At 60.1% G+C, this 21,962-nt stretch carries 19 protein-coding genes and 1 pseudogene; 17 read left to right on the top strand and 3 right to left on the bottom strand.

Going from position 1 to position 21,962, the window contains the following annotated elements; genetic code table 11:
• Positions 1-2 precede the first annotated feature (2 nt).
• From JNL86_15705 to JNL86_15635, 15 genes and pseudogenes are all read left to right on the top strand, one after another.
• Positions 3-563, top strand: a complete 561-nt coding sequence (locus JNL86_15705; protein ID MBL8044354.1) for a hypothetical protein — start codon at positions 3-5, stop codon at positions 561-563.
• The gene (locus JNL86_15700; protein ID MBL8044353.1) at positions 560-1,210 is read left to right on the top strand and encodes an HAD-IA family hydrolase; all 651 of its coding nucleotides are present in this window, start codon (positions 560-562) and stop codon (positions 1,208-1,210) included. The genes JNL86_15705 and JNL86_15700 overlap by 4 nt, the downstream gene beginning before the upstream one ends.
• The gene (locus JNL86_15695; protein MBL8044352.1) at positions 1,207-2,778 is read left to right on the top strand and encodes an insulinase family protein; all 1,572 of its coding nucleotides are present in this window, start codon (positions 1,207-1,209) and stop codon (positions 2,776-2,778) included. The genes JNL86_15700 and JNL86_15695 overlap by 4 nt, the downstream gene beginning before the upstream one ends.
• 56 nt (positions 2,779-2,834) lie before the next feature.
• Complete coding sequence (locus JNL86_15690) at positions 2,835-4,283, top strand: insulinase family protein (GenBank protein ID MBL8044351.1); 1,449 nt, start codon at positions 2,835-2,837, stop codon at positions 4,281-4,283.
• 197 nt (positions 4,284-4,480) lie between these two features.
• The gene (locus tag JNL86_15685; GenBank protein ID MBL8044350.1) at positions 4,481-5,317 is read left to right on the top strand and encodes an MBL fold metallo-hydrolase; all 837 of its coding nucleotides are present in this window, start codon (positions 4,481-4,483) and stop codon (positions 5,315-5,317) included.
• Positions 5,318-5,619: 302 nt separating this feature from the next.
• Positions 5,620-6,579 (top strand): site-2 protease family protein, encoded by a 960-nt coding sequence (locus JNL86_15680; protein MBL8044349.1) that lies wholly within the window; start codon positions 5,620-5,622, stop codon positions 6,577-6,579.
• 3 nt (positions 6,580-6,582) lie between these two features.
• Complete coding sequence (locus tag JNL86_15675; GenBank protein ID MBL8044348.1) at positions 6,583-7,305, top strand: hypothetical protein; 723 nt, start codon at positions 6,583-6,585, stop codon at positions 7,303-7,305.
• Between the two features lie 55 nt (positions 7,306-7,360).
• The gene (locus tag JNL86_15670; protein MBL8044347.1) at positions 7,361-7,855 is read left to right on the top strand and encodes a DUF1566 domain-containing protein; all 495 of its coding nucleotides are present in this window, start codon (positions 7,361-7,363) and stop codon (positions 7,853-7,855) included.
• A 248-nt stretch (positions 7,856-8,103) separates the two neighbouring features.
• Positions 8,104-10,131 carry a hydrogenase 4 subunit B gene (gene hyfB, locus JNL86_15665; GenBank protein MBL8044346.1) on the top strand — a complete coding sequence of 676 codons (2,028 nt, stop codon included), beginning with the start codon at positions 8,104-8,106 and terminating at the stop codon, positions 10,129-10,131.
• A gap of 71 nt (positions 10,132-10,202) precedes the next feature.
• Positions 10,203-11,156: an NADH-quinone oxidoreductase subunit H gene (locus JNL86_15660; protein ID MBL8044345.1), complete on the top strand. Its 954-nt coding sequence runs from the start codon at positions 10,203-10,205 to the stop codon at positions 11,154-11,156.
• Between the two features lie 3 nt (positions 11,157-11,159).
• The gene (locus JNL86_15655; protein MBL8044344.1) at positions 11,160-11,825 is read left to right on the top strand and encodes a hydrogenase; all 666 of its coding nucleotides are present in this window, start codon (positions 11,160-11,162) and stop codon (positions 11,823-11,825) included.
• Positions 11,826-11,862: 37 nt separating this feature from the next.
• On the top strand, positions 11,863-13,395 hold the full coding sequence (locus tag JNL86_15650) for a hydrogenase 4 subunit F (protein MBL8044343.1): 1,533 nt from the start codon (positions 11,863-11,865) through the stop codon (positions 13,393-13,395).
• Positions 13,396-13,399: 4 nt separating this feature from the next.
• On the top strand, positions 13,400-14,992 hold the full coding sequence (locus tag JNL86_15645; GenBank protein MBL8044342.1) for an NADH-quinone oxidoreductase subunit C: 1,593 nt from the start codon (positions 13,400-13,402) through the stop codon (positions 14,990-14,992).
• Positions 14,993-15,068: 76 nt separating this feature from the next.
• The gene (nuoB, locus tag JNL86_15640; GenBank protein ID MBL8044341.1) at positions 15,069-15,590 is read left to right on the top strand and encodes an NADH-quinone oxidoreductase subunit NuoB; all 522 of its coding nucleotides are present in this window, start codon (positions 15,069-15,071) and stop codon (positions 15,588-15,590) included.
• A gap of 307 nt (positions 15,591-15,897) precedes the next feature.
• Positions 15,898-16,956, top strand: a pseudogene (locus tag JNL86_15635) (porin).
• 223 nt (positions 16,957-17,179) lie between these two features.
• Here the strand turns inward: JNL86_15635 and JNL86_15630 are convergent.
• From JNL86_15630 to JNL86_15620, 3 genes are read right to left on the bottom strand one after another with little or no spacing between them, the layout of a single operon-like run.
• Positions 17,180-17,911 (bottom strand): hypothetical protein, encoded by a 732-nt coding sequence (locus JNL86_15630; protein ID MBL8044340.1) that lies wholly within the window; start codon positions 17,909-17,911, stop codon positions 17,180-17,182.
• A gap of 13 nt (positions 17,912-17,924) precedes the next feature.
• Entirely contained in the window at positions 17,925-18,875 is a 951-nt protein-coding gene (locus JNL86_15625; protein ID MBL8044339.1) for an NAD(P)-dependent oxidoreductase, read from the bottom strand.
• Between the two features lie 3 nt (positions 18,876-18,878).
• Complete coding sequence (locus JNL86_15620; protein MBL8044338.1) at positions 18,879-19,358, bottom strand: hypothetical protein; 480 nt, start codon at positions 19,356-19,358, stop codon at positions 18,879-18,881.
• A 98-nt stretch (positions 19,359-19,456) separates the two neighbouring features.
• Here JNL86_15620 and JNL86_15615 point away from each other — a divergent pair, with 98 nt between their 5' ends.
• Positions 19,457-20,821 carry a M20/M25/M40 family metallo-hydrolase gene (locus JNL86_15615; protein ID MBL8044337.1) on the top strand — a complete coding sequence of 455 codons (1,365 nt, stop codon included), beginning with the start codon at positions 19,457-19,459 and terminating at the stop codon, positions 20,819-20,821.
• A 159-nt stretch (positions 20,822-20,980) separates the two neighbouring features.
• Positions 20,981-21,946 (top strand): multicopper oxidase domain-containing protein, encoded by a 966-nt coding sequence (locus JNL86_15610; GenBank protein MBL8044336.1) that lies wholly within the window; start codon positions 20,981-20,983, stop codon positions 21,944-21,946.
• Positions 21,947-21,962 lie beyond the last annotated feature (16 nt).

Raw genomic sequence — 21,962 nt, 5'->3', positions numbered from 1 at the left:
GCATGACAGGGATGCGACGGCGGATCATCGGATTAATGGCGGGACTGGTTTGGCTGGCGGCCTGCACCTCGCCCAGCCTGGCGCAAACCAATGCGGTGTCGCACTCGCCGGCCAAAGTCGTCGAGAAATATTTCGCGCTGGACAATAAAGGCGTTCGGCTCGATGCCGCTTCTTTTGAGTCGGTGGCGGGGTATGTTGATTGGAAGGAAGAGCCGGCGTGGGGCAAGGTCATCGTCATCAACGGTTTTAGGGTCCCGGATGATTTCCGGCAGTGGGAGATCGTGAACCGGTTGGAAGTCGTCGTGCCCGTGGAGTTTCACGTGCTGGGCGTCATGTATTTAGATACGGCCGGTTTCGTGCCGGAGCCCGGCACGGAGCAGGCTCGTGTCCGGCTCAAGGTTCAGAATGGGCGATGGAAAATCATGGAGCCGATCCTGCCTCCGCACGTCGGCCAGAAACGGATGCTGAACGTGGTGCGGCAGGCCATGCTGGATGAAAAAGACGGGACGAGGCAGGCGTCCCTGGCCGCGTTGCAGGCGGAGTTGCGAAAGGCGAAGGAATGACGAAGAAAGCGGAAGTCGATTTGCTCATCTTCGACCTCGACGGGACCCTCATCGAGTCGAAGTGGGACATTGCCGAGAGCGTCAATTTGACGCTGCGCGATTTGGGCGTGCCCGAGCGCCCGCAGGAGGAAATTTTCGGGTTCGTCGGCGACGGCGTGAAGAAGCTCTTGCGCTTGGCGGTGGGCGAGGGCAAGACCGATTTATACGATGAAGCGCTGCGGGTCTTTCGCGGACATTATCTGGCCCATTGTCTCGACCGCACGGTGTTTTATCCTGGTATCGACAAGGTCCTGACGCATTTCTCCGCCAAGCCCAAGGCCGTGGCGACGAATAAGTCGATCGAATATACCAACGTGATTTTGAATGGATTGGCCCCGGCACATTTCGTCTACGTGGTCGGCGGCGACAACGGATTCGGCCTGAAGCCCGAGCCGGGCATGTTGGTGCATGTGATGGAACAACTCGGCGTCGAGAAGGATCGCACGGTCCTCATCGGCGACAGCACGAACGATATCAACGGTGGGCACAATGCGGGCATTCGGGTCTGTGCAGTGGGGTACGGCATGGGCAACCGCCAACGAATGGCGGCCTGCCAGCCTGATTGGTTTATTGAACGACCGGAAGAATTGATGGAGCTCTTCATATGATCAGCCTCGAGCGTGCGTGCACCATGGGTGTTCTGATCCTCGCCGGCCTGGTGACGGCGGCCGTCCCGGTTTATGCGAACTCGCCGAGTCTGGCCGACCGGGTCATCGAGCACAAACTGGCCAACGGCATGACCGTGCTGATGGTCGAACGGCATCAAGCCCCGATCGTCAGCATCAACATGACCTTCGGCGTCGGTGGTGTGAATGAACAGGTCGGCCTGACCGGTTTGGCGCATCTGTACGAACACATGGCCTTCAAAGGCACGCGCACGGTCGGCACCCGAGATTATGAGCGGGAACAGGCGGTGCTCGACGACCTGACGTTGGTCGGGAACGAATTGGACGGGCGGGAGCGAGCGGAATCGACGCGCGCGGAGATGGAAGGGAAGCCCTACGTTCCCTCCCAGGAGGTGCAGCAGCTGCAGCGGCGGTTTAAGGAACTGCAGGACAAAGCCGGCGAGTTCGTGGTGGGCAACGAGATGGCGCTGTTGTATCAACGCCACGGCGGGGTCGGACTGAATGCCTCGACCGGCAAGGACATTACCCGGTACGTGATCAGCTTACCCGCCAATCGGCTCCCGCTCTGGGCCGCGCTGGAGTCCGACCGGATGGCGCATCCCGTGTTGCGCGAGTTTTACAAGGAACGGGGAGTGGTCATGGAAGAGCGCCGGCTTCGGACGGACGACAGTCCCAACGGTCTGCTCTATGAAACGTTCACGTCCACCGCGTTCCAGGCGCATCAGTACGGTGTGCCCACGATCGGCTGGGGGTCGGACATCATGGCGCTCACGCCTGCTGCGACGGAGGCCTTCTTCAAGACCTACTACGGACCGAACAATGCGACGGTGGCCATTGTCGGCGATATCAAGCCGAAGGAGGTCATCGCGCTAATCGAACAGACGTTCGGGAAAATTCCGGCTGCGCCGCCCATTCCGTCGCTGGTGACGGAAGAGCCGCCGCAACGCGGAGAACGGCGGGTCGAAATCGAGTTCGACGCGGAACCGGCGCTGGCCATCGGTTACCACAAGCCGACCATCGGGCATCCGGACGATTTCGTGTTTGACGTGATCGACGAAGTGCTGACCGAAGGCGTCACCTCGCGACTGTATGGGACGCTGGTGCGGGACAAGCGACTGGCTGCATCGGTGTTGTCGGATACCAACTATCCCGGGGTGCGTGCTCCCAATTTGTTCGTGATTGCGGCGACGCCGCTGGCTCCCCATACCACTGCAGAAGTAGAGGCGGCTATCTATGACGAACTTGATCGGCTGAAATCAGAGCCGATTTCGACCAAGGAGTTCGAACGTGTGCTCAACGGATTGGATGCGGATCTGGTGCGGTCATTGCGCTCGAACAGCGGGCTCGCGTCGCAGCTGGCGTTTTATCAAACGGTGGCCGGCACCTGGCGCTATGTGCTGAGCGCGCGTGATCGGATCGCGGCGGTGACTCCGGCCGATGTGCAGCGAGTGGCATCCCAGTACCTGACGAAAGCTAACCGTACGGTGGGAGTGTTGGTGAAAAAGTCGGCAGACAAGAAGATGGCCGCTGCGGGTGAGGTGGCTCGATGAGGCGCGTTGTTCGTGAAGCGTATCTCGTGAAGCGTGAAGCGGAGAGAGGAATTCTCATGAGGAAACCGAGGGGACGGATGGCGTGGTGTGCCGTGGTGCTCATACTCCTGATGCACGTGACGGTGGGATGGGCGGGGGACCTGGCGACGGACAATCCGCGCACGATGCGATTCCCGACGGTGGAGTTCAATCCACCGGATGCGGAACGCCTCGTGCTTGACAACGGCATGGTGGTCTACCTCCTCGAAGATCATGAACTCCCGCTGGTCACGATCAATGCCACGCTCAAGACGGGCAGCTGGCTGGACCCGGCGGACAAAGTCGGTCTGGCAGGAATGACCGGCGCCGTGATGCGGACAGGCGGCTCGGCGGGGATGTCGCCCGATGAAGTCGATGAAGAGCTCGAGCAGTTGGCGGCCACGATCTCGATCGGATTTTCCAAAGAGTCCGGTTCTGCCTCCCTCGACGTCTTGAAGAAAGATCTGAAACGCGGCCTGCACATTTTCGCCGATCTGTTGCGGCGTCCGGCGTTTGAGCAGGGTCGTGTGGAGTTGGCGAAGTTGCAAGCGCTGGAGGGCATTCGCCGTCGGCAGGACAGTCCGGGCTCCATCGTCGGGCGTGAATTTGCCAAGTTGCTCTATGGCGCGGCTCACCCAAGCGCGCGCGAAACTTCCGTGCGGTCCATCGAATCCATGACTCGCGAGGATCTCGTGGCCTTTCATCGGCAGACCGTGCACCCCAACGGCATCATGTTGGGCGTGACCGGCGACTTCGACAAGGGCGAGATGTTGGCGCTGTTGCGCGAGACGTTTGGTGATTGGGCGAAGGGAACCGTGCCCGAGGTAAAGATCCCTCCGGTGGCGGAGTCTGATCGCAAGACCGGCCTCGTGCGGTTCATCAGTAAGGACACGTCGCAGACCCATTTGCGCGTGGGGCACCTGACCGTGAAAGAAACCGATCCGGACTATGTGGCGGTGGCCATCGCCAACGATATTCTGGGCGGGAGTTCGTTCCGCAGCCGGCTCTTCAATGACGTGCGCACCAAGCGTGGGCTGGCCTATTCGGTGGGTAGCGGCCTGCGGGCCAGTGTCTATGATGAGGGCGTGTGGCTGATGCGCGCCGAGACCAAGCTGGCCTCGACGCAGGAGGTCGTGAACCGGTTCGTGGCGAACATGGAGCGTATGCGTAATGAGCCGGTGACGGACAGCGAACTGGAGGAGGCCAAGGAGGCCTACGTCAACTCGTTCGTCTTCTCGTTCACGAGTGCGTCCAGCATCGTGGGGCGGTTGATGGATCTGGAGTACGACGGGTTGCCGAAAGACTGGCTCCAACAGATCCGCGACAAAGTCGTCAATCTGACGAAGGACGATATCCAACGGGCGGCCAAGGCGCACTTTAATCCTGAGCGGTTGCGGATTCTCGCGGTCGGCTCCGGCGACGCCCTCTCGAAAGTGCTGGCGAGTTTCGGCGAAGTGCAGGAAATTACGCTGGCCCCGGAGAGTTAGGGGAAAGGGCAAACAGTCGAGTGGCTCTTTGCTCGCGCAACGCGCGGCCTCGGAAGGCCCTCGTTGGACGCGCGCAGTAGAGCCATCTCAACCTGCTTGCCAGATGAGTAGAGAAGAGACATTTACTCGATGCGCGCTGTTCGGAAGAGTCAGTCTGCAGTTCAGGAATTTTGGCTATCCGATGGGGATTGGTGACAATGCCGCTTGAAGACGAACTGAGCGATATTCTGAAGAAGGCGCGCAACGGGCAACAGCGGTCGGTGGCCGAGGTGGCGCGTGCGAGCGGCCTGTCTGAAGTCGAACTGAGTGGGCTGGAGCGGGGGCAATCGCCGCGGAGCTGCGAACAGGTGCGCGCGGTTGCCAGGGCGCTTGGACTGAGGGCCGAACCACTCACGCAGGCGGTTGACGGATGGATGCCTCAGGCAAGGCCTTCGTCGATATCCCATGTGGAAACTCTGTTGGGGTCGATCGGCGGATATGAAGTGAAGGGCTATATCATTCATGATCGTGGCGAAGCGGTGATCGTGGATACCGCATACAACGCCGAGGCCATGTTGAAGACGCTGGCCGAACGAAGGCTGCGGCTGCGGGCGATTTGCCTGACGCACGGACATTCCGACCATGCCGACGGCATCGAAGCGATTCTGAAAGCCCATCCCGTGCCGGTCTATCTCGGGGCTGAGGATCTCGATCTTCTGAGTTGGCGTCCGGCACCGGAGTCGTTGCACGTGCCGCAGCAAGGTGGGGCACTGCAGGTCGGCGCACTTACCCTTCGGTTCGTGCCGACCCCCGGCCATACGCCTGGCGGGATCTGTTATCAGATCGACCAGAACGGCTTCCCGATCTGCTTCGTAGGCGATACGCTGTTCGCCGGCTCCATCGGCCGATCCAATCCGGCGGGCTTATATCAGACTCATTTACAATCGGTCCGCGAGCGCGTGCTGACCCTGGCTCCGGACACGGTGCTCTTTCCAGGACATGGGCCGGCCACGACGGTGAGGGAAGAACTGCTGCACAATCCCTTTTCCACGTAACAGGGTGCGGAAAAAGTCCGTCGGTGGCGTCCGCAGACGTGACGTGCATTCTTCTTCGCGTGGCGGATCTCGCTACCGTCTGGCTGGCCGGCCTTTTTGCGCATCCGGCAGTGTGTGTAGACGCGGGACGGCACGTGGAGCCCAGCGCGCGTTATGATGCAAGACGTGAGTTTTCCCGCAACCTGGCAGACGGATGCCGAATCATGCCGCCGGTCTTGTGCGCAGAAGCCGGAACCTCCGGCGAATATGTTCTCGCTTTCGAACGAACCGTTGGGTGTGTCTTGTGAGGCCGGAGCGTGCACATGGATCGTGATGACGCGGGGCGGCCGCCTGTACAGGATGATCTGATTCCTGTCGAGCGTGATCAGGAGGAGGATGAGGAGTGGGAGGAGGATGAGCGCCCGCCCTTTTCCGCCTTCGTGCTTCCGGCGATTCTGTTCACGCTGACCGTGTTTACCGTTCTCTGGGCCGGCGCCTACCAAACGAACACCAATCCTCTGGTGGGGCCGTGGAATTTTCTTGTCGACGACCCCGGTTCGTTATGGAAGGGCATTCCCTTTGCCGCGACATTGCTGGGCATTCTCGTCACGCATGAATTGGGTCACTATGTCCTGTCGCGTCTGCATGGGGTGGCGACCTCGTTGCCCCTGTTCGTGCCGGGGCTGCCGCATTTTGTGGGGACCTTCGGGGCGATTATCCGCATGCGCGCGCCGTTGACCGATCGGCGGGCGCTGTTTGATATCGGAGTGGCCGGTCCGATCGCTGGGTTTGTCGTGGCGGTGGTTGCTTTGGTGATCGGGCTTCGGCTTTCAACCGTGGTGCCGATCCAAGGCAGCTACGGCATGCACCTCGGGGAGCCATTGTTGCTGCAGTTTGCTTCCTGGATCGTCATCGGACCGTTGTCGCCGAACGCAGATGTGATCCTCCATCCCATCGGGTTTGCTGCCTGGTTCGGGCTCTTCATTACGTCGCTCAATCTCTTGCCGATCGGGCAACTAGACGGCGGACATGTCGCCTATGCTCTTCTGGGTGAGCGACAACGTAGCGTGGCCGTCGCCCTCGTACCGATCCTGATGCTGTTCGGCTGGCTGGGGTGGAAGGGATGGTTCTTGTGGGTGGGGCTTGCCGGCCTGATGGGTCTGGCGCATCCACCCGTGCGGAATCCAGGTCGTGAGCTGGGCGGCCTGCGCCTGTTCATTGGATGGATTGCCGTGCTCATCTTTGTGCTGACGTTCACCTGGGAGCCGTTTATTCTGCGCTGACCCATGCATTGCGTGAAATGCGGATGGGAACAGGACGAGGAGCGGGTGGACTGCGCCCGCTGCGGCATCATTTTCGCCAAAATGCACCGCTCCCCACGTCCGGTTGCGGTGCCGCGTCCGCAGGTTCGAGAATCGGTCGGGGCACGGCTGCTTGAGGAATGGCTGCTCGTCACCGAAGAGTCGGTGAATCCCTTCCACTTCGCAGGCCGGGCGCTGGTATTCCTGTTACTGGCCTGGTGGGGCTGGCGGTTGATCACCACGCCGCTCGACACCAATTACACCGGCGAATCCTTCCTCCACCTGATCAACCTGCCGTTTCATGAGGCCGGGCACCTGATCTTCATGCCCTTCGGACGATTCATGACCATCCTTGGCGGCAGTCTTGGCCAGATTCTCATGCCGGTGATCTGTCTAGGCACATTCCTCATCAAGACGCGTGATCCGTTCGGTGGTTCGGTGGCGCTCTGGTGGACGGCGGAAAACTTCATGGACGTGGCGCCGTATATCAACGATGCCCGGGCGATGGATCTCATCCTGCTGGGCGGGTTTACCGGCAAGGAAGTCGACGCGCATGATTGGAACAATTTGCTGACCATGTTGGGATGGCTCGACTACGACCATCGCCTGGCGCATCTCTCCTATGGCATCGGGACGCTGTTGATGCTGGCCTCGTTGCTGTGGGGAGGCTGGCTCTTGCACCGGCAGTATCGGCGGCTTGATTGGTAGGTGTATCCCTCCTCAGGCGATCATTGGCTCCGAACCCGTTGCAAAGGTTTGGCACATGAGGCACACTGGCGCCCTGATGCGTGTCTGTCGCTATCCCATGATGGTGTCGATCCTGCTGCTGGTCGGCTCTTCGTCCGGTGCCGTGCTGGCGGAAGAGGGGGCGTCACGGTTCGTCTTGCAGTTCGAGGGCGACGTGGTGAAAGACCAGAAGACCGGTTTGGTCTGGGAGCGTGAACCGGATTACGTCTTCGATGTCTGGGATCGCTCCGTCGCACGATGCGCAACGAAAACCGTTGGCGGGCGCAAAGGCTGGCGAGCGCCGAGCATCGAGGAAATCCAGACGCTGGTCGATCCTGATCAGCAGGATCCTTCCCTTCCCCCGGGGCATCCGTTTCGGAATATCCGCTCCGGTATCTACTGGACCGCCACAGCCCATCCCAAAGACGACATCGTCGCCTGGCAACAGAGTTTCTTTTCCGGCCAGGCCGTCACTGACCAGAAGTCCGGCACCAGGCGCTTGTGGTGCGTGCTGGGCGAGGCGCCGCAATAGCGAGGCTGCTGTCTCGATCCTGTCCCGTTTCATTCCGTGCTCCTGCCTCTGCTCATTCTCCTACAACGCGTGATGCGTGCGAATGATCGCGCGGACCCTGCTGTTGGCCGCGAGTTGCGTCGAACGACGGAAGGTGGTAGATGAATAAATAAGACGCCGGATTTCTCTCGTACTTTGACAAACGCAAGAGTTGTCTCTTGAGTGAGTGGTGAGCATCGCGATGCTGCGCGTGAGGAGAGGGTAGTGTCGTGATGACCGCCCTCTTGACCGTTCTTCTCGCCTGTTACCTCCTGGGGGGGCTGCTGCCCCTCTGCACCACCGTTCCGCATCGTCAGAATCTTCTCGCTCATGGCTTCGCGGCCGCTGCGAGCGTGATGGGCATTGCTCTGGGCCTGGCCGGACTCTTGGCCACGGCCCCTCTGTCCTTGTCGCTCTCCTCCAACATTCCACATCTGACCTGTGCGTTGCGTCTCGATCCGCTCGCGGCCTTCTTCGTCCTCACGATTTCACTGGTGGCACTTCCCGCGTCGATCTATGCCTTCGGCTACATGGAAGAGTTCTCCGGCCGGATCTCGGTGGGAGTGTTGGGCTCCCTCCTCAACGGCTTCTTGCTGTCCATGACGTTGGTGGTCCTGGCCGACAACGGGTTCTTCTTCCTGATTCTCTGGGAAATCATGTCCCTGTTGTCCTACCTCTTGGTGGTCACCGAGCATGAGAAGCCTGGCGTCCGCGAGGCCGGGCTGTTCTATTTGATCATGACGCACGTCGGCACCGCCTTCATCATGCTGACCTTTTTAATCTTTGCGCGAGAAGCTGCGTCCTTCTCGTTCGAGGCGTTTCGCCACCCGGCCCGGGCGATTCCGGACGGAGTACGATCGATGGCCTTCTTCGCAGCCTTGATCGGATTCGGCGCGAAGGCCGGTATTGTGCCGCTGCATGTCTGGCTGCCCTACGCGCATCCCGCTGCACCCTCTCACATCTCGGGGGTGATGTCCGGCGTCATGATCAAAACTGCCATCTATGGGTTGATCCGGGTCTACTTCGATTTCATGGGAGGAGAATTCCCCTGGTGGTGGGGCGTGACGATTCTGATCGCCGGCACGGTGTCGGCGCTGTTGGGCGTCATGTATGCGTTGATGGAGCATGACCTGAAGGGCTTGCTGGCGTTTCACAGCGTGGAAAACATCGGCATCATTCTGTTGGGGATCGGTGCCGGCATGATCTTCCACACCTATGGATTGCAGGAACTGGCGGCGCTCGGGTTGCTGGCCGGTCTGTACCACACGATCAATCACGCGACGTTCAAAGCATTGCTGTTCTTCGGCGCCGGAGCGCTGCAGTTCTCCACGCACACCAGAAACATCGAGGAGTACGGAGGCTTGCTTCGACGCATGCCCTGGACGGGTGCTTGTTTCCTGATCGGGGCTGTGTCCATTGCTGCGCTGCCGCCCACGAACGGATTCGTCAGTGAATGGCTGGTGTTTCAGAGCCTCTTCCTCAGCGTTCAACTGCCGCCCCTGCTCCTGAAACTCATGTTGCCGATTGCCGCCGCAATGCTGGCCCTGACCGGCGCGCTGGCGCTGGCGTGTTTTGCGAAAGCCTTCGGATTGTCATTCCTGGCGCAGCCACGAAGTCCCCAGGCCCGACGAGCGAAGGAGGTCCCCTGGTCGATGCGAGCGGGCATGGGTTTTCTGGCGGGGGCCTGCGTCGTGCTGGGATTGGCGCCCATGCTGGTCATCCCCCTGTTGGATCGCGTGACCGCGCTGCTGACGGGGGTGTCCATCAGCGTGCAGGTGCTGGCACTGGACGGTTGGGTCGTGGCACCCGTGACGGTGGAATTTTCCAGCATCTCAACGCCGGTGCTCGCCGTGCTGCTGGTGGGGGCCGGCGGGTTGGGGGTGCTGATTGCCCGTCTATGCGGAAAGGGCCTGCGTGCACGGTACTACAAGACCTGGGGCTGCGGGCTGAACCTGACGCCGCGCATGGAATATAGCGCGATGGGATTCGCGCAACCCATCAAGCAGGTGTTCGAAACCATCTATCAGCCGGCGGTGAAGCTCGAACGAGAGTTTCTGGAACAGTCGAAGTACTTCATCAAGCACCAGCGGTTCGAGTCGCATATTCACCCAATGTTTGAAACCTATCTCTATGAGCCGGTCGTCCGACGGCTGCTCGCGTTGGCCGACCGTCTCCGTGTGATTCAAGCCGGCAGCCTTCATGTCTATCTCAGCTATATTTTCCTGACCCTGGTCCTGTTGCTGTTGTGGGCCGGATAGAGAACCGTCGCGGAATGGAGAGGGGCGTCGTGCCGACCCGTTCGATCGTTGAACATTGAGTGACAAGAGACATGCAGGCACTTCTTCACATCGCTGTGGTGCTCATGCAACTTGCCTTGTTGCTGGCGTTGTCCCCGTTCGTCGTCGGCCTGATCCGAAAGGTGAAGGCGCGTCTCCAATGTCGCCGCGGCGCGAGTCTCTTCCAGCCCTATGCCGACCTGGCCAAATTGTTTCAAAAGCAGCCGGTGATCTCTTCGGCGACCTCCTGGATTTTTACCGCGGCGCCGTACATCGTGTTTGCCTCGACGGTGGCGGCAGGGCTGTTGGTCCCGGTCTTTGTCTCACACACCCCCTTGAACTTTGCCGGCAACATCATCGCGCTCGTGTATATGTTGGCGCTGGGCACCTTCTTTCTGATTTTGGCCGGGCTCGATGCCGGATCGGCGTTCGGTGGCATGGGCAGCAGTCGTGAAGCGATTGTCGCCACGCTGGCTGAGCCGGCCATGATGTTGTCTATTCTCGCTATTGCGTTGACCGCCGGCTCGACGAATTTGAGCACGATTGTTCATCAGTCCGCATTGATGGAAGGCGCACTCGCTCCGCCCGCGCATTTGATGGCGCTGGCCGCCTTGTTCATCGTGACACTGGCGGAGACCGGTCGCGTTCCCGTGGATAATCCCGCGACGCACCTAGAGCTCACGATGATCCATGAGGCCATGCTGCTCGAATATTCCGGCCGCTACCTGGCCTTGATGGAGTGGGCAGCGGGTATCAAGCTGGTGGTCTTTCTGACGCTGATCGTAAATGTGTTTGCGCCGTGGGGGATTGCGACGAGTCTGTCGCCAGCGGCCATCACGGTCGGCCTCCTGGTGTATCTGGTGAAGGTCTCCGCGCTGGCCGTGGTAATCGGGGTCATCGAATCGATGTTTGCGAAGCTTCGGCTGTTTCGTGTGCCGGAAATGTTGGGAGCGGCGTTCATTCTGGCGCTGCTGGCACTGGTGTTCTTTTACACGTTGAAAGGATAAGCCGTGTCGGCTTCGACTCATGTCGGCTCGCAACTCGTCGATCTCTGCTCCGTCCTGCTGCTGCTCTGCTGTTTTGCCATCGTCGCGCAGCGTCGACTGTCCGCTTGTGTGGATCTCTTTGCGTTGCAATCCGCCTTCCTGGCGGCGACTGCGGCGCTCGTGGCGTTCCTCACCGGGCACACGCACATTTATGTCGCCGCGGCCCTGACCATCGTCATCAAAGTGATCGTGTTGCCACGTATTCTCCGGAAGGTCATCGAGCGGCTCAATGTTTCTCGCGAGTTGGGGATGCACATCAACATTCCCGCGGGCCTGCTGCTCTGCGGGGCATTGGTGATCCTCGCTTTCTTTATCACTCAACCGATCATTCCGCTCGGGTATCTGCTGACGCGCGATTCGCTGGCCATTGCCCTGGCGATCATTCTGATCGGGTTCTTCACCATGATTGCCCGCCAGAAGGCGATTACGCAGATGGTCGGCTTCTTGGTCATGGAGAACGGGGTGTTTTTGGGGGCGACCGCGGCCGCCTACGGCATGCCGTTGATCGTGGAATTGGGGATCTTTTTTGACGTGTTGGTGGCCGGCCTGATCGTCGGGATTTACACCCACCGGTTGCAGGACACGTTTGATAGCGTCGACACGAGCACGCTTACGGTGCTGAAGGAATGATCGAGACCATGACGTGCGAACTGCGAGTGGGTGACGCATGTGGCCGGTAATCGTGTTGCTGGCCGGGCCGGTGGTGGCCGGCCTGTTCAGTCTGGTGGTCCAGCGTGCCCGGATTCTGCACCTGGTGAATTTGTTCACCATGCTGGCGTTGGCCGTCGCCGAGACGGTGTTGACGCGGCAGGTGCTGGCGGAAGGGTCGGTCACGACCTTGGGCGCCGTCGTCTACGTGGATGCGCTCTCGGATTTTATTCTGGTCATCATTACCGCCGTCGGCCTGTCCTGCTCGCTCTACATGTGGTCGTACATGGATGACCAGGTTGCCCGGGGCGTCATCGCGCCGAAACGGCTCGGCCTCTTCTTTTTCCTCTTTCACATGTTCCTATTCGCGATGGTGGCGGTCACGATGGCGAACAGCCTGGGCGTGCAGTGGGTTGCGCTGGAGGGGACCACGTTGGCGACGACCTTCTTGATCGCCTTTTTCCGCAGGCGGGAATCCCTCGAAGCCGGTTGGAAATATCTGATTCTCTGTTCGGTGGGCATCGCCCTCGCGCTCTTCGGCGTGGTGCTCACCTACTACTCCTCTGTGCGGGTTCTTGGCGATGCGAGCTCGGCGCTCAATATGACTGCGCTGATCGGCGTGGCCAACCAATTGGATCCCCATGTGCTCAAGCTGGCGTTTATTTTCATTCTCGTCGGTTATGGCACGAAAGTGGGCCTGGTTCCCATGCATACCTGGTTGCCTGATGCGTATAGCGAAGCGCCGGCACCGATCGCGGCGATGTTGGCCGGAGTGTTGGAAACGGTGGCCGTGTATACGGTGTTGCGTAGCAAGGCGTTGGTCGACCAGGCGCTACCCCCGACATACACCGGGAACCTGCTCCTCACCTTCGGGTTGCTGTCGTTCGTCGTGGCCTCGCTGTTTATTCTCATCCAACATAATTACAAGCGACTCTTCGCTTATTCGAGTATCGAGCACATGGGATTGGCCATGATCGGCTTCGGGGTCGGCGGGCCGTTGGGGACGTTCGCCGGTCTCTTTCACCTGCTCAATCATGCGGTGGCCAAGGCGCTGGCGTTTTTTGTCGCGGGCAATGTCCATCGCCGGTTCGAGACGCTGGAGATCAATGAGGTGCGTGGGGTCGCGCAGGTGCAGCCGATTACCGCCGTGGCGATGCTCGTGGCCGGCTGTGCCCTGGTCGGCTTACCCCCCTTTTCCCCCTTTGTCAGCGAGTTACTCGTCGTGTCGGCCGTGGCGGCGCAGGATTTTGCGTCGGATACGATGGAGGTGGGGCGGTTTGTGACCATGACGATCTCCGACGAGATGCGAAGCCTCGGCATCGTGGCCTTGCTGTTGTTCTTTGCCGTCGTGTTGTTCGGTGGGTTTATGTTTCGTATCGGGACCATGGTCTGGGGTGCCGCGCCTGACGGGATCGCGAGGGGAGAGGTCTGGACGGTCGGCCACGTGCCCCTCATGATTATGATCGTGGCTTTGCTGGGGTTCGGGTTCGTCCTTCCAGAGCCGATTCACACATTGCTGACCAGGGCGGTCAACGTGATTGTGGTGAGGTAATCGGATGATCGACGCACGTTCGGCGGTCGAGCAGATACAGGCGGCATTCGCAGGGGCGGTCATCGAGGTCACGGCCATTCATGGCGTCCCGATGCTCAGACTGAGGAAGCAGGCGTTGCCGACGGTCGCACATTTTCTGCACACAAGTCCGAGTCTGCGAGCATCGTTGTCGTTGCTCTGGGCGGTCGACCATCGCCCGCGCGAGACGCGGTTCGAACTCTGCTATCTCTTCACGTTGGCTGAGCACAAGGACTGGCTGTTGCTTGCCGTGGATCTGCAGGGCGAGGAGCGGGAGTTCCCGTCGATCACGCCTCACCTGCATGCGGCCAAATGGTACGAACGGGAGATCCGTGATCTGTTTGGGTTGATCCCGGTCGGGCATCCGGATCTGCGGCGGCTCGTTCGCCATGAACATTGGCCAAAGGGCGCGCATCCGCTCACCAAAGACTTTCCGTGGGACCGCGTGCTTGGGCGTGTGCAGGGGGAATATGCCTTTCGGACAATCCATGGCGAAGGCGTCTTCGAGGTTCCTGTGGGGCCGATCCATGCGGGCATCATCGAGCCGGGTCATTTCCGATTTTCCGTAGCCGGCGAACCGATCATGCAACTCGAAGTGCGCCATTTCTGGAAACATCGCGGCCTGGAGAAGTTGTTCGAGCAGCAGCCGTTGACCGAAGCGGTCCCGTTGTCTGAACGGGTCTCCGGTGACACGAGCGTCGGTCATAGTCTGGCCTATTGCCAGGCTGTGGAGACCTTGCTGGGCATCGAACCGCCGCCGCGCGCCCGATATCTGCGCACGCTGTTTCTGGAACTGGAGCGCCTGCACAACCACATCGGGGATGTCGGCGCCATTTGTAACGACACGGCCTATGCGTTGGCCCATGCGCACTGTGGGCGGATGAAAGAGCACCTCATGCAGCTCAACGATCGCCTGACCGGGTCGCGGTTTCTGCGTGGCGTCATCTGCGTCGGCGGCATCACGGTGGATCTCGGCGGTCTGCACCTTGCGCAGGTGGAAGTGGAACTGAACGCCCTTGAACAGGAGTTTTCGAGTCTCGAAAAGATCCTGTTCGCCAATGCCTCCCTGACGGAACGGCTGGAGAATACGGGCATCCTCACCGAAGGCATCGCTTGGGACCACGCGGTGATGGGCGTGGTCGGCCGAGCGTCCGGTATCGATCGGGATCTTCGTCGCGACCGGCCGTTTGCCGCTTACGATGTCCTCCAGCCGAAGGTGGCGCTCTACCGCTACGGAGATGTGCGCGCCAGGATGCGGGTGCGTATGGATGAGATCCATGAATCCGTCCGTTTGATCCGTGAGGTTCGCCGGTGCATTCCGTCCGGCACGTTGATTGCGGAAGCGACGCGCTCACCACAGGCGGGTGAGTGGGCGCTGTCAGCGGTCGAGGGGTGGCGAGGCGAAATCCTGTATGTCGTCATGGCCGGCGAGGCAGGGCGGATTCACCGGTGTAAAGTGCGAGATCCGTCCTTCGTGCATTGGCCGGCGATCCAGTGGGCCGCGCTTGGCAATATCGTGCCGGATTTTCCGTTGATCAATAAAAGTTTTAATTTGTCCTATGCAGGAAATGATCTGTGAGAAACAACCTTCAGGAATCAGCCTTCAGCAGTCGGGTGTGAGCTGAAAACTGATTGCTGACGGCTAAGGAGGCCACATGTTTCGGATCATCAAGAAAAGCCTGAAGACCGGCGTGGTCACGGGCGATCACCCTGCCGCGGCGGGGCCGCCTGAGCCGGTCAGTCCCGAAGCCATTGAGAAGGCCGCACCATTCCGTCGCTCCCTGACGATCCGTGAGGTCGATACGGGCTCGTGCAATGCCTGTGAGATGGAAATGAATGCTCTGGCCAATCCGGTTTACGACGTGGAGCGGTTCGGGGTGCATATTGTCGCATCTCCTCGTCATGCCGATGCGCTGGTCGTAACCGGTCCCGTGACTGTGAACATGGAGCGAGCCTTGAAAGACGTGTACAAGGCCACGGCGGATCCCAAGATCGTCATTGCATTGGGAGACTGTGCCGTCAATTGCGGGAAGTTCAAAGGCAGTTATGCGGTGACGGGGCCGGTCGACCGCCATATTCCCGTTGATGTGCGTATTTCAGGCTGTCCTCCACGTCCGGCGGAGATTTTGGCCGTGTTGAAACAGCTCCGGCAGCCGTCTGCCGATTCGGACACGTAATCGCCGGAGGCGCTGCCCGGGTGCTTTTTCGATTCCCTTCTCTCCGCGATTCGGTGTACATCTCCTCCTGGTTCTCGATGATGTGATCGCGCACACTTCCAATGTGTGAGGGGTGCCTGTCTGTGAACGTGAGATGATGCCACGTCATTGTTTGAACGCCTCTGCCGATTCGACTCCCCGGAATGTTCCACGCCGAAGCATGATGTGGTTGGGGTGGGCGGCCTTCTTGTCAATCTCCTTTGCGCCAGCAGCGTTTGCCGATAGTGGTTTGGCGACGGATACAGCGGCTGCTATCGGTGAAGCCCCCTCGCTGTGGCACTACGGCGCCTATCTCGATGTCGGATACGTGGTGAACTTCAATTTTCCGGAGAACCATCTGTGGAGAAATCGTGCGACGGCCAGTCGGCACAATGAATTCGCGCCGAATATGGCCCTGGCGTATGTCAGGAAGGATGTGGAGGAGTCTTCGCGTTGGGGCATGGAACTCGGCGTCCAAGGAGGCTACGACTCTGAGCGCTTTGCATTTTTGCAGGGGGAACGGGAGGTCGGCGGGGCCGATACGCTCCGGCATATCCATCGCGCGAATGTGTCGTATCTCGCTCCGATCGGGAAGGGCCTTACGATTACGGCCGGCCTCTTCAACAGCCTGATCGGGTATGAGTCGCTCTATGCCAAGGACAACGTCAATTACACGCGGTCCTGGATTGCCGACAACACGCCCTACATGATGTTCGGCATCAATGCGAAATATCCGGTCACCGACACGCTGACGCTCACGGGGTTCATCGTCAACGGCTATTATCACCTGTCACATCCAAACGACCAACCGAGTTATGGCGGTCAGTGGGCCTACAAGGCGACTCCGCACCTCACCTTGACGCAGACGGTGTATGGCGGGCCGGATCAGACCAACACGGCGCTGGAATTCTGGCGCTTCTACGCGAACCATATCGTCGAATGGAAGGGCGAGGACCTGACGTTGGCGGCTTCGTATGACATCGGCACCGAGGCCGTTGCCGACCGGCCAGGACACCCGAGGGCGTTTGTCATGGGTGGCAATGTGGTGGCACGCTGGCATGTGACCGGACCGTGGGCTCTGGCGGTGCGTCCTGAATTTTACTGGGATCGGAATGGCCGCTGGACCGGATCCGAACAGTTCGTGAAGGCGGTGACCTCCACGGTTGAATATCGGATTCCCTATAAGTGGACCAACACCACACTGCGGCTCGAACATCGATGGGACGAATCGACTGGAGCGGGCGGGGGATTTTTTCGTCGCGGCGAGGTGCAACCCGGCGTGCTTAGCTTGACGCCCAATCAGCACCTGGTGTTACTGGGCATTCTGTGGACATTCGATAGTCTGTAACCGGGCACTGAACATGGCTTCGGGCTTCGTTCTCGCTTCGCTCACACCTTCGACGTCCTGCCGGGAGTATGTCTCAGCCTCTCGCTCACTGCGGCCTCGTCCGACAGCCATGGCGAGTGCACTAGAGGCCAAGGTTCCGCGGCAGGCTTCGGACTCAACTGCTTCGCGACGATGCGCGGGCAGCATCTCGGTCACAATTGGATGGAGAATCTGAGGAGGGCGTTCACGGCATCGCCTTCTGCTTCTCCTTCAGTTCCCGCAACATATCGGCGAGTTCCTTGCCGAACCGTTCGAGTGCCACGTCTTTGGCTTCGGCTACGGCCGTTTTGTCGTCGATCGAGGGGGCTGGTCCGATAAGCGTCGTTTCCCCCTCGGCGGTTTGTGTGCCGTAGAGGGCCCCGGTCCGAACATCCCACAGGGTCCCTTCCACCATGAACAACGCATGGCTTTCCGTGCCGTACGCAAAGTATGCGCCGATTCCGGTCGCGTACCAGACGGCGTGACCGTTGTTATATCGTTCGACCGCGGAAGCTCCATTGATCACCAGTATCGCATCGGCATTGTAGCGCGCAGCGGCCATGCGTACGTCCCGCAAGGTGTTACCCTGCACGGTGGAGTTGGCGAGTAGGAAGTTCCGCTGAAGCAGGCCTTCTTCCGACACCGACGCGAAAGCCTGCCGTACACGCTCAGCGTCGGCGCTGGTCCAGTCCACGCGCTGGAGTGCGGGACGGCTGGGGAAATCCTCCTGCTTGAAGTACACGGCCAGGCGATACGGTGACGGCAGGCTGGCCTGGATTGCCATCGTGGCGGCGATGTCACGGTCGGTCACGACATCCGGATGGTCGTGGAAGGATTCCTGCAGAATCTGGCGGTTGAGGCCACGGGGCCTGCTGCAGGCGGAAAGACTCATCACTCCGATGAGCGTCAGAATGAGGGGCCATGCGACTGCGTTCATGTCTCTCCTGCGGTTAGCGTGAGGTAGAAGGTGCGGACATAGTGTTGCGTGACAGATCTTCCAAGGCCAGCATGAGTGCGTGGGTGCCGGAGCGGCCATGGCCGAGTGCCTGCACTCGCTGATAGAGCTGATGCGCGAGGGAGAGGCCGGGCAGGGTGAGCTGTCGGCGCCGGGCCTCCTCCAGCGCGATCCCCATGTCTTTCACGAAGTGGTCCACGAAAAACCCGGGATCGAAATTCCTGTCTACTATTCGAGGGGCGAGATTGTCCAGCGTCCAGCATGCCGCGGCGCCGCCACGAATCGACTCCAACATGCGTGGTACATCGAGCTCGGCTCGATATCCGTAGAGCAGGCTTTCACACACTCCGACCATGGTGCCGGCGATGACGATCTGGTTGCACAGCTTGGTATGTTGGCCTGCGCCGGGGCCGCCTTGGTGGACGATCTTTTTTCCCAGACGCTCGAACAGCGGCATGACAGCCTGCACGGCGTGGGCCGCTCCCCCGATCATGATGGAGAGGGTGGCGTTGCGCGCGCCGACGTCCCCGCCGGAGACCGGCGCATCGAGGGCGTCGGCCTCACGGGCTTGCGCCGCTTCCGCGATGTCGCAGGCGAGGGACGGTTCCGTCGTGGTCATATCGATCACGATCATGCCGGGTCGCAATCCCGCCAGCACGCCATCGTTTCCGAAATAGACTTCCCGCACATCTTGGGGGAAGCCGACCATCGTGAAGAGCACATCCGTCCGCTGGGCCACGGCGTGAGGGGAGTCGGCCCAGGTGGCGCCCTTGGTCAGGATCGGCACGGCTTTGGTGCGAGTGCGCGTGAACAGCGTTACGCGATAACCGGCCTGTAGCAGGTGTTGGCACATGGGCCAGCCCATGACGCCGGTGCCGATCCACCCGATGCGGGTGGCGGACGGAGTCGTCAGGCGGAGAGGCTGTACGTGGGGAGGAGAGGACATGGTCTATTCCACCAGGGGGGTGATCCGGTTCGCGATCGCCTGCACGACTCCCTCTTGATCCATGGCGATCTTTGATCCTTTGAAGCTGAGCGCGTAGCCTCCGTGGCTAGGGGCTTGGATTGTGGCCTCGACAACCACGCGCGCGCCATCCTCCACATCCGGATCTTTCACCATCGGTACTCCGCACAGCCCTGGGACGGCGACGGACAGCGTGGCGGTGTCATCCTCCAGGTTGAACAGGTAGCCCCCGTAACAGGTCGATCCGGCCGGAATTTCGTAAGGATCGAGCGGTTGGACCTGGCGCACGGTTCCCTTGAGCGTGACCTGCCGTAAATGGAACAGTGCGGGATCAGCCAGCACTTCCTGCACGGTGAGGTCCTCTTGCGCCAGGCCCGGACTGAGAGACACCAGGGTGAAGAGGGTGCTCCAAGCGAACAGCGTAGCCCTGAGGTGTCGCGCGCTGTAGGGAAGGAGGTCGTGCATGACGGGCATTCTACCATTGTTTGCGTTGATGATCGCCCCTCATAGGCTTTCGTTTTGTGAGTCGATATAATCGCCTCGACCATAAGGGAGGTGAACCGATGAGCGATGGGCAACGGCAGCTGGAGACCTACATCAACGACATGCGTCCGCGCTATGAAGAAATGCTTGGGCAGGCGGTGGAAATTCCCTCCATCAGCATGGACCCCCGGCATGCGCCGGATGTGCACCGCATGGCCGAGCTCGCTGCACAATATCTTCGGGATGCGGGCGCAGAGGCGCACATCGTCGAGACCCCGGGGTATCCGGTCGTGTCGGGCGGATGGACGATCGACCCCGCATATCCCACCGTCACGGTCTACAATCACATGGATGTCCAGCCGGCCCAGGAGCCTGAATGGAAGCAGGCTCCATTTGCCTTTCAGAATGACAACGGCATCTACCGGGGTCGAGGAGCGACAGACGATAAGGGGCCGGCCCTGGCGGCCTTGTTCGGCGCGCGATATGCGATCGAGCAGGGCGTGCCGATCAATGTGCGCTTTCTCTGGGAACTGGAAGAAGAAAACGGAAGCCCCAATTTTGCGGCAGCCATCAAGAACAAGACCGTGATCCCTCGCCCGGACTCCGTGGTTATTTCGGATACGATCTGGCTCTCAAAGAATCAGCCGGCCATGCCATACGGGTTGCGGGGATTGCTCGGCGCGCGGCTCGTCCTTCGAACCGGAACCAAGGACGCCCATTCCGGTGTGACCGGAGGGGCGGCTCGCAATCCACTCGTCGAGCTGATGGACATTGCCCATGCCTGCGTCGATGCCAAAACCGGCAAGGTGAAGATTCCCGGCTTCTACGATGAGGTCATCCCGCCGACGAAAGCGGAAATCGCGAGTTTCCTCAAGTCGGGCTTTCAAGTGCGCACATTCAAGCAGGCCTATGGGTTCAAGACGTTGCGGACGGAGAATCCCGCCGAGGTCATGCGGCGGATTTGGGCCGCGCCGACGTTCGAAGTGCATGGGCTGACCGGGGGCTATCATGGCCCTGGCGTCAAGACCGTTGTGCCCGGCCATGGAGAACTCAAGATCAGCATGCGGCTGGTCCCCAGTCAAACCCCTGAGAAGGTCTTCACGTTGTTGAAGAAATACGTGGCCAAGTTGAATCCCGCCGTGAAAGTGGAACGGGAAGGCATGTTACATCCGTTTCGCGGGGTCTTCGACGGACCGTATGTCGAGGCCGTGAAGCGTGCAGTCCAGGCAGGGTTCGGCAAGGAGCCGGCGTTTATCCGCGAAGGCGGCTCGATCGGCGCGGTGGTCACGATGCAAAAGGCCTGGAAGGTTCCGATCCTCTTCATGGGCCTGAGCCTGCCGGAACACGGCTATCACGCGCCGAACGAATATTTCGATTGGGGCCAGGCCTCCGGCGGCATGAAGGCCTTCGCCCACTATTTTTCGGAGCTGGCCGAGAATCGGTAGTGCCCGGCGCAAGGTATTGATGGCGAAGCAACCGCATGTTCGGATGACGTGTTGAAAACATGATAAACGTCATACTGGATGTGTGGGTAGGTGCGGTATCCTCCACCCGGTTCTGTATGAACCAATATCAATAACTTTTACAGGAGGAGCCGCAGCATTATGACAGTACGCACTACCCGCTTTCGTCAATCGGTGATCCGCACGGTTCTGGGCCTGGCCGCGCTATCGGGCCTCGCCATGCAACCGGTCGAATCCGCGTTCGCGAAAGTCGTCGAAGTCTCCATGACCGCCGTGGAAACGAAGCTCGTCATCGACGGCGAAGGACATACATACGATGCCTGGACCTTCAACGGGCAATTTCCCGGTCCGGTGATTCGTGTGCAGGAAGGCGATGAAGTCGTGTTTTCGCTCACGAATCCCGAAACCAACGGTCGGCCCCACTCGATGGATTTTCACGCCGCGGAAACCAATTTCTTGGAACACTACAAAGAAGTGCGGCCGGGCGAGTCGCTGCAGTATCGTTTCAAGGCCAAGTGGCCCGGCGTATTTGCGTATCACTGCGGCGCGTCTCCGATGATCCAGCACATCGCGCGTGGCATGATGGGGGCGATCATCGTTGATCCGAAAGATCCCAAGGCCATGCCCAAGGCGGATCGCGAATATGTACTCGTGCAGAGCGAACTGTTCAAAGAGCCCGACGATGTCGACGGGATGTTCGACCGGAAATATCAGCACGTCGTCTTCAACGGAGCCGTCTTCCGGTATGACCCCGTGCACAGCAAGGCAGGAGGCGATTTTCTGGATGCCAAACCGGGTGAACGGGTCCGGTTTTATTTCGTGAACGCCGGACCGAACAACGTGTCGGCGGTCCATCCGATTGCCGAAATTTGGGATGATGTGTGGGAAAGCGGAAATCCGGCCAATCACACGCGTGGCGTGCAGACGCAACTGATTCCGCCGGCGGGAGCTGCCATTCTCGATATGGTGTTGGATAACAACGACGGGGTGTATCCGATCGTCACCCACTCCTTGACCGACGCTCTCCGTGGTGCCATTGCACTGTTGAAGGTGGACAAGGATGCGAGGCAGTTGCCGCTCATGCCGTTGGTGGCTCCTGCCAAGTAATCGTTTCGACTCCGGG

This window comes from Nitrospira sp. (assembly GCA_016788885.1).
GTDB lineage: Bacteria > Nitrospirota > Nitrospiria > Nitrospirales > Nitrospiraceae > Nitrospira_A.
The sequence above is the reverse complement of the archived record's forward strand: the minus strand, read 5'-3'. Positions and strand labels throughout refer to the sequence as shown.

Coding starts and splice junctions, on each gene's coding strand:
- JNL86_15675 (MBL8044348.1), top strand. CDS start 6,583: ATGCATTGCGTGAAATGCGGATGGGAACAGGACGAGGAGCGGGTGGAC.
- JNL86_15615 (MBL8044337.1), top strand. CDS start 19,457: ATGAGCGATGGGCAACGGCAGCTGGAGACCTACATCAACGACATGCGT.
- JNL86_15630 (MBL8044340.1), bottom strand. CDS start 17,911: ATGAACGCAGTCGCATGGCCCCTCATTCTGACGCTCATCGGAGTGATG.
- JNL86_15610 (MBL8044336.1), top strand. CDS start 20,981: ATGACAGTACGCACTACCCGCTTTCGTCAATCGGTGATCCGCACGGTT.
- JNL86_15650 (MBL8044343.1), top strand. CDS start 11,863: ATGTGGCCGGTAATCGTGTTGCTGGCCGGGCCGGTGGTGGCCGGCCTG.
- JNL86_15645 (MBL8044342.1), top strand. CDS start 13,400: ATGATCGACGCACGTTCGGCGGTCGAGCAGATACAGGCGGCATTCGCA.
- JNL86_15620 (MBL8044338.1), bottom strand. CDS start 19,358: ATGCACGACCTCCTTCCCTACAGCGCGCGACACCTCAGGGCTACGCTG.
- JNL86_15685 (MBL8044350.1), top strand. CDS start 4,481: ATGCCGCTTGAAGACGAACTGAGCGATATTCTGAAGAAGGCGCGCAAC.
- JNL86_15700 (MBL8044353.1), top strand. CDS start 560: ATGACGAAGAAAGCGGAAGTCGATTTGCTCATCTTCGACCTCGACGGG.
- JNL86_15625 (MBL8044339.1), bottom strand. CDS start 18,875: ATGTCCTCTCCTCCCCACGTACAGCCTCTCCGCCTGACGACTCCGTCC.
- JNL86_15680 (MBL8044349.1), top strand. CDS start 5,620: ATGGATCGTGATGACGCGGGGCGGCCGCCTGTACAGGATGATCTGATT.
- JNL86_15695 (MBL8044352.1), top strand. CDS start 1,207: ATGATCAGCCTCGAGCGTGCGTGCACCATGGGTGTTCTGATCCTCGCC.
- JNL86_15690 (MBL8044351.1), top strand. CDS start 2,835: ATGAGGAAACCGAGGGGACGGATGGCGTGGTGTGCCGTGGTGCTCATA.
- nuoB (MBL8044341.1), top strand. CDS start 15,069: ATGTTTCGGATCATCAAGAAAAGCCTGAAGACCGGCGTGGTCACGGGC.
- JNL86_15660 (MBL8044345.1), top strand. CDS start 10,203: ATGCAGGCACTTCTTCACATCGCTGTGGTGCTCATGCAACTTGCCTTG.
- JNL86_15670 (MBL8044347.1), top strand. CDS start 7,361: ATGAGGCACACTGGCGCCCTGATGCGTGTCTGTCGCTATCCCATGATG.
- JNL86_15705 (MBL8044354.1), top strand. CDS start 3: ATGACAGGGATGCGACGGCGGATCATCGGATTAATGGCGGGACTGGTT.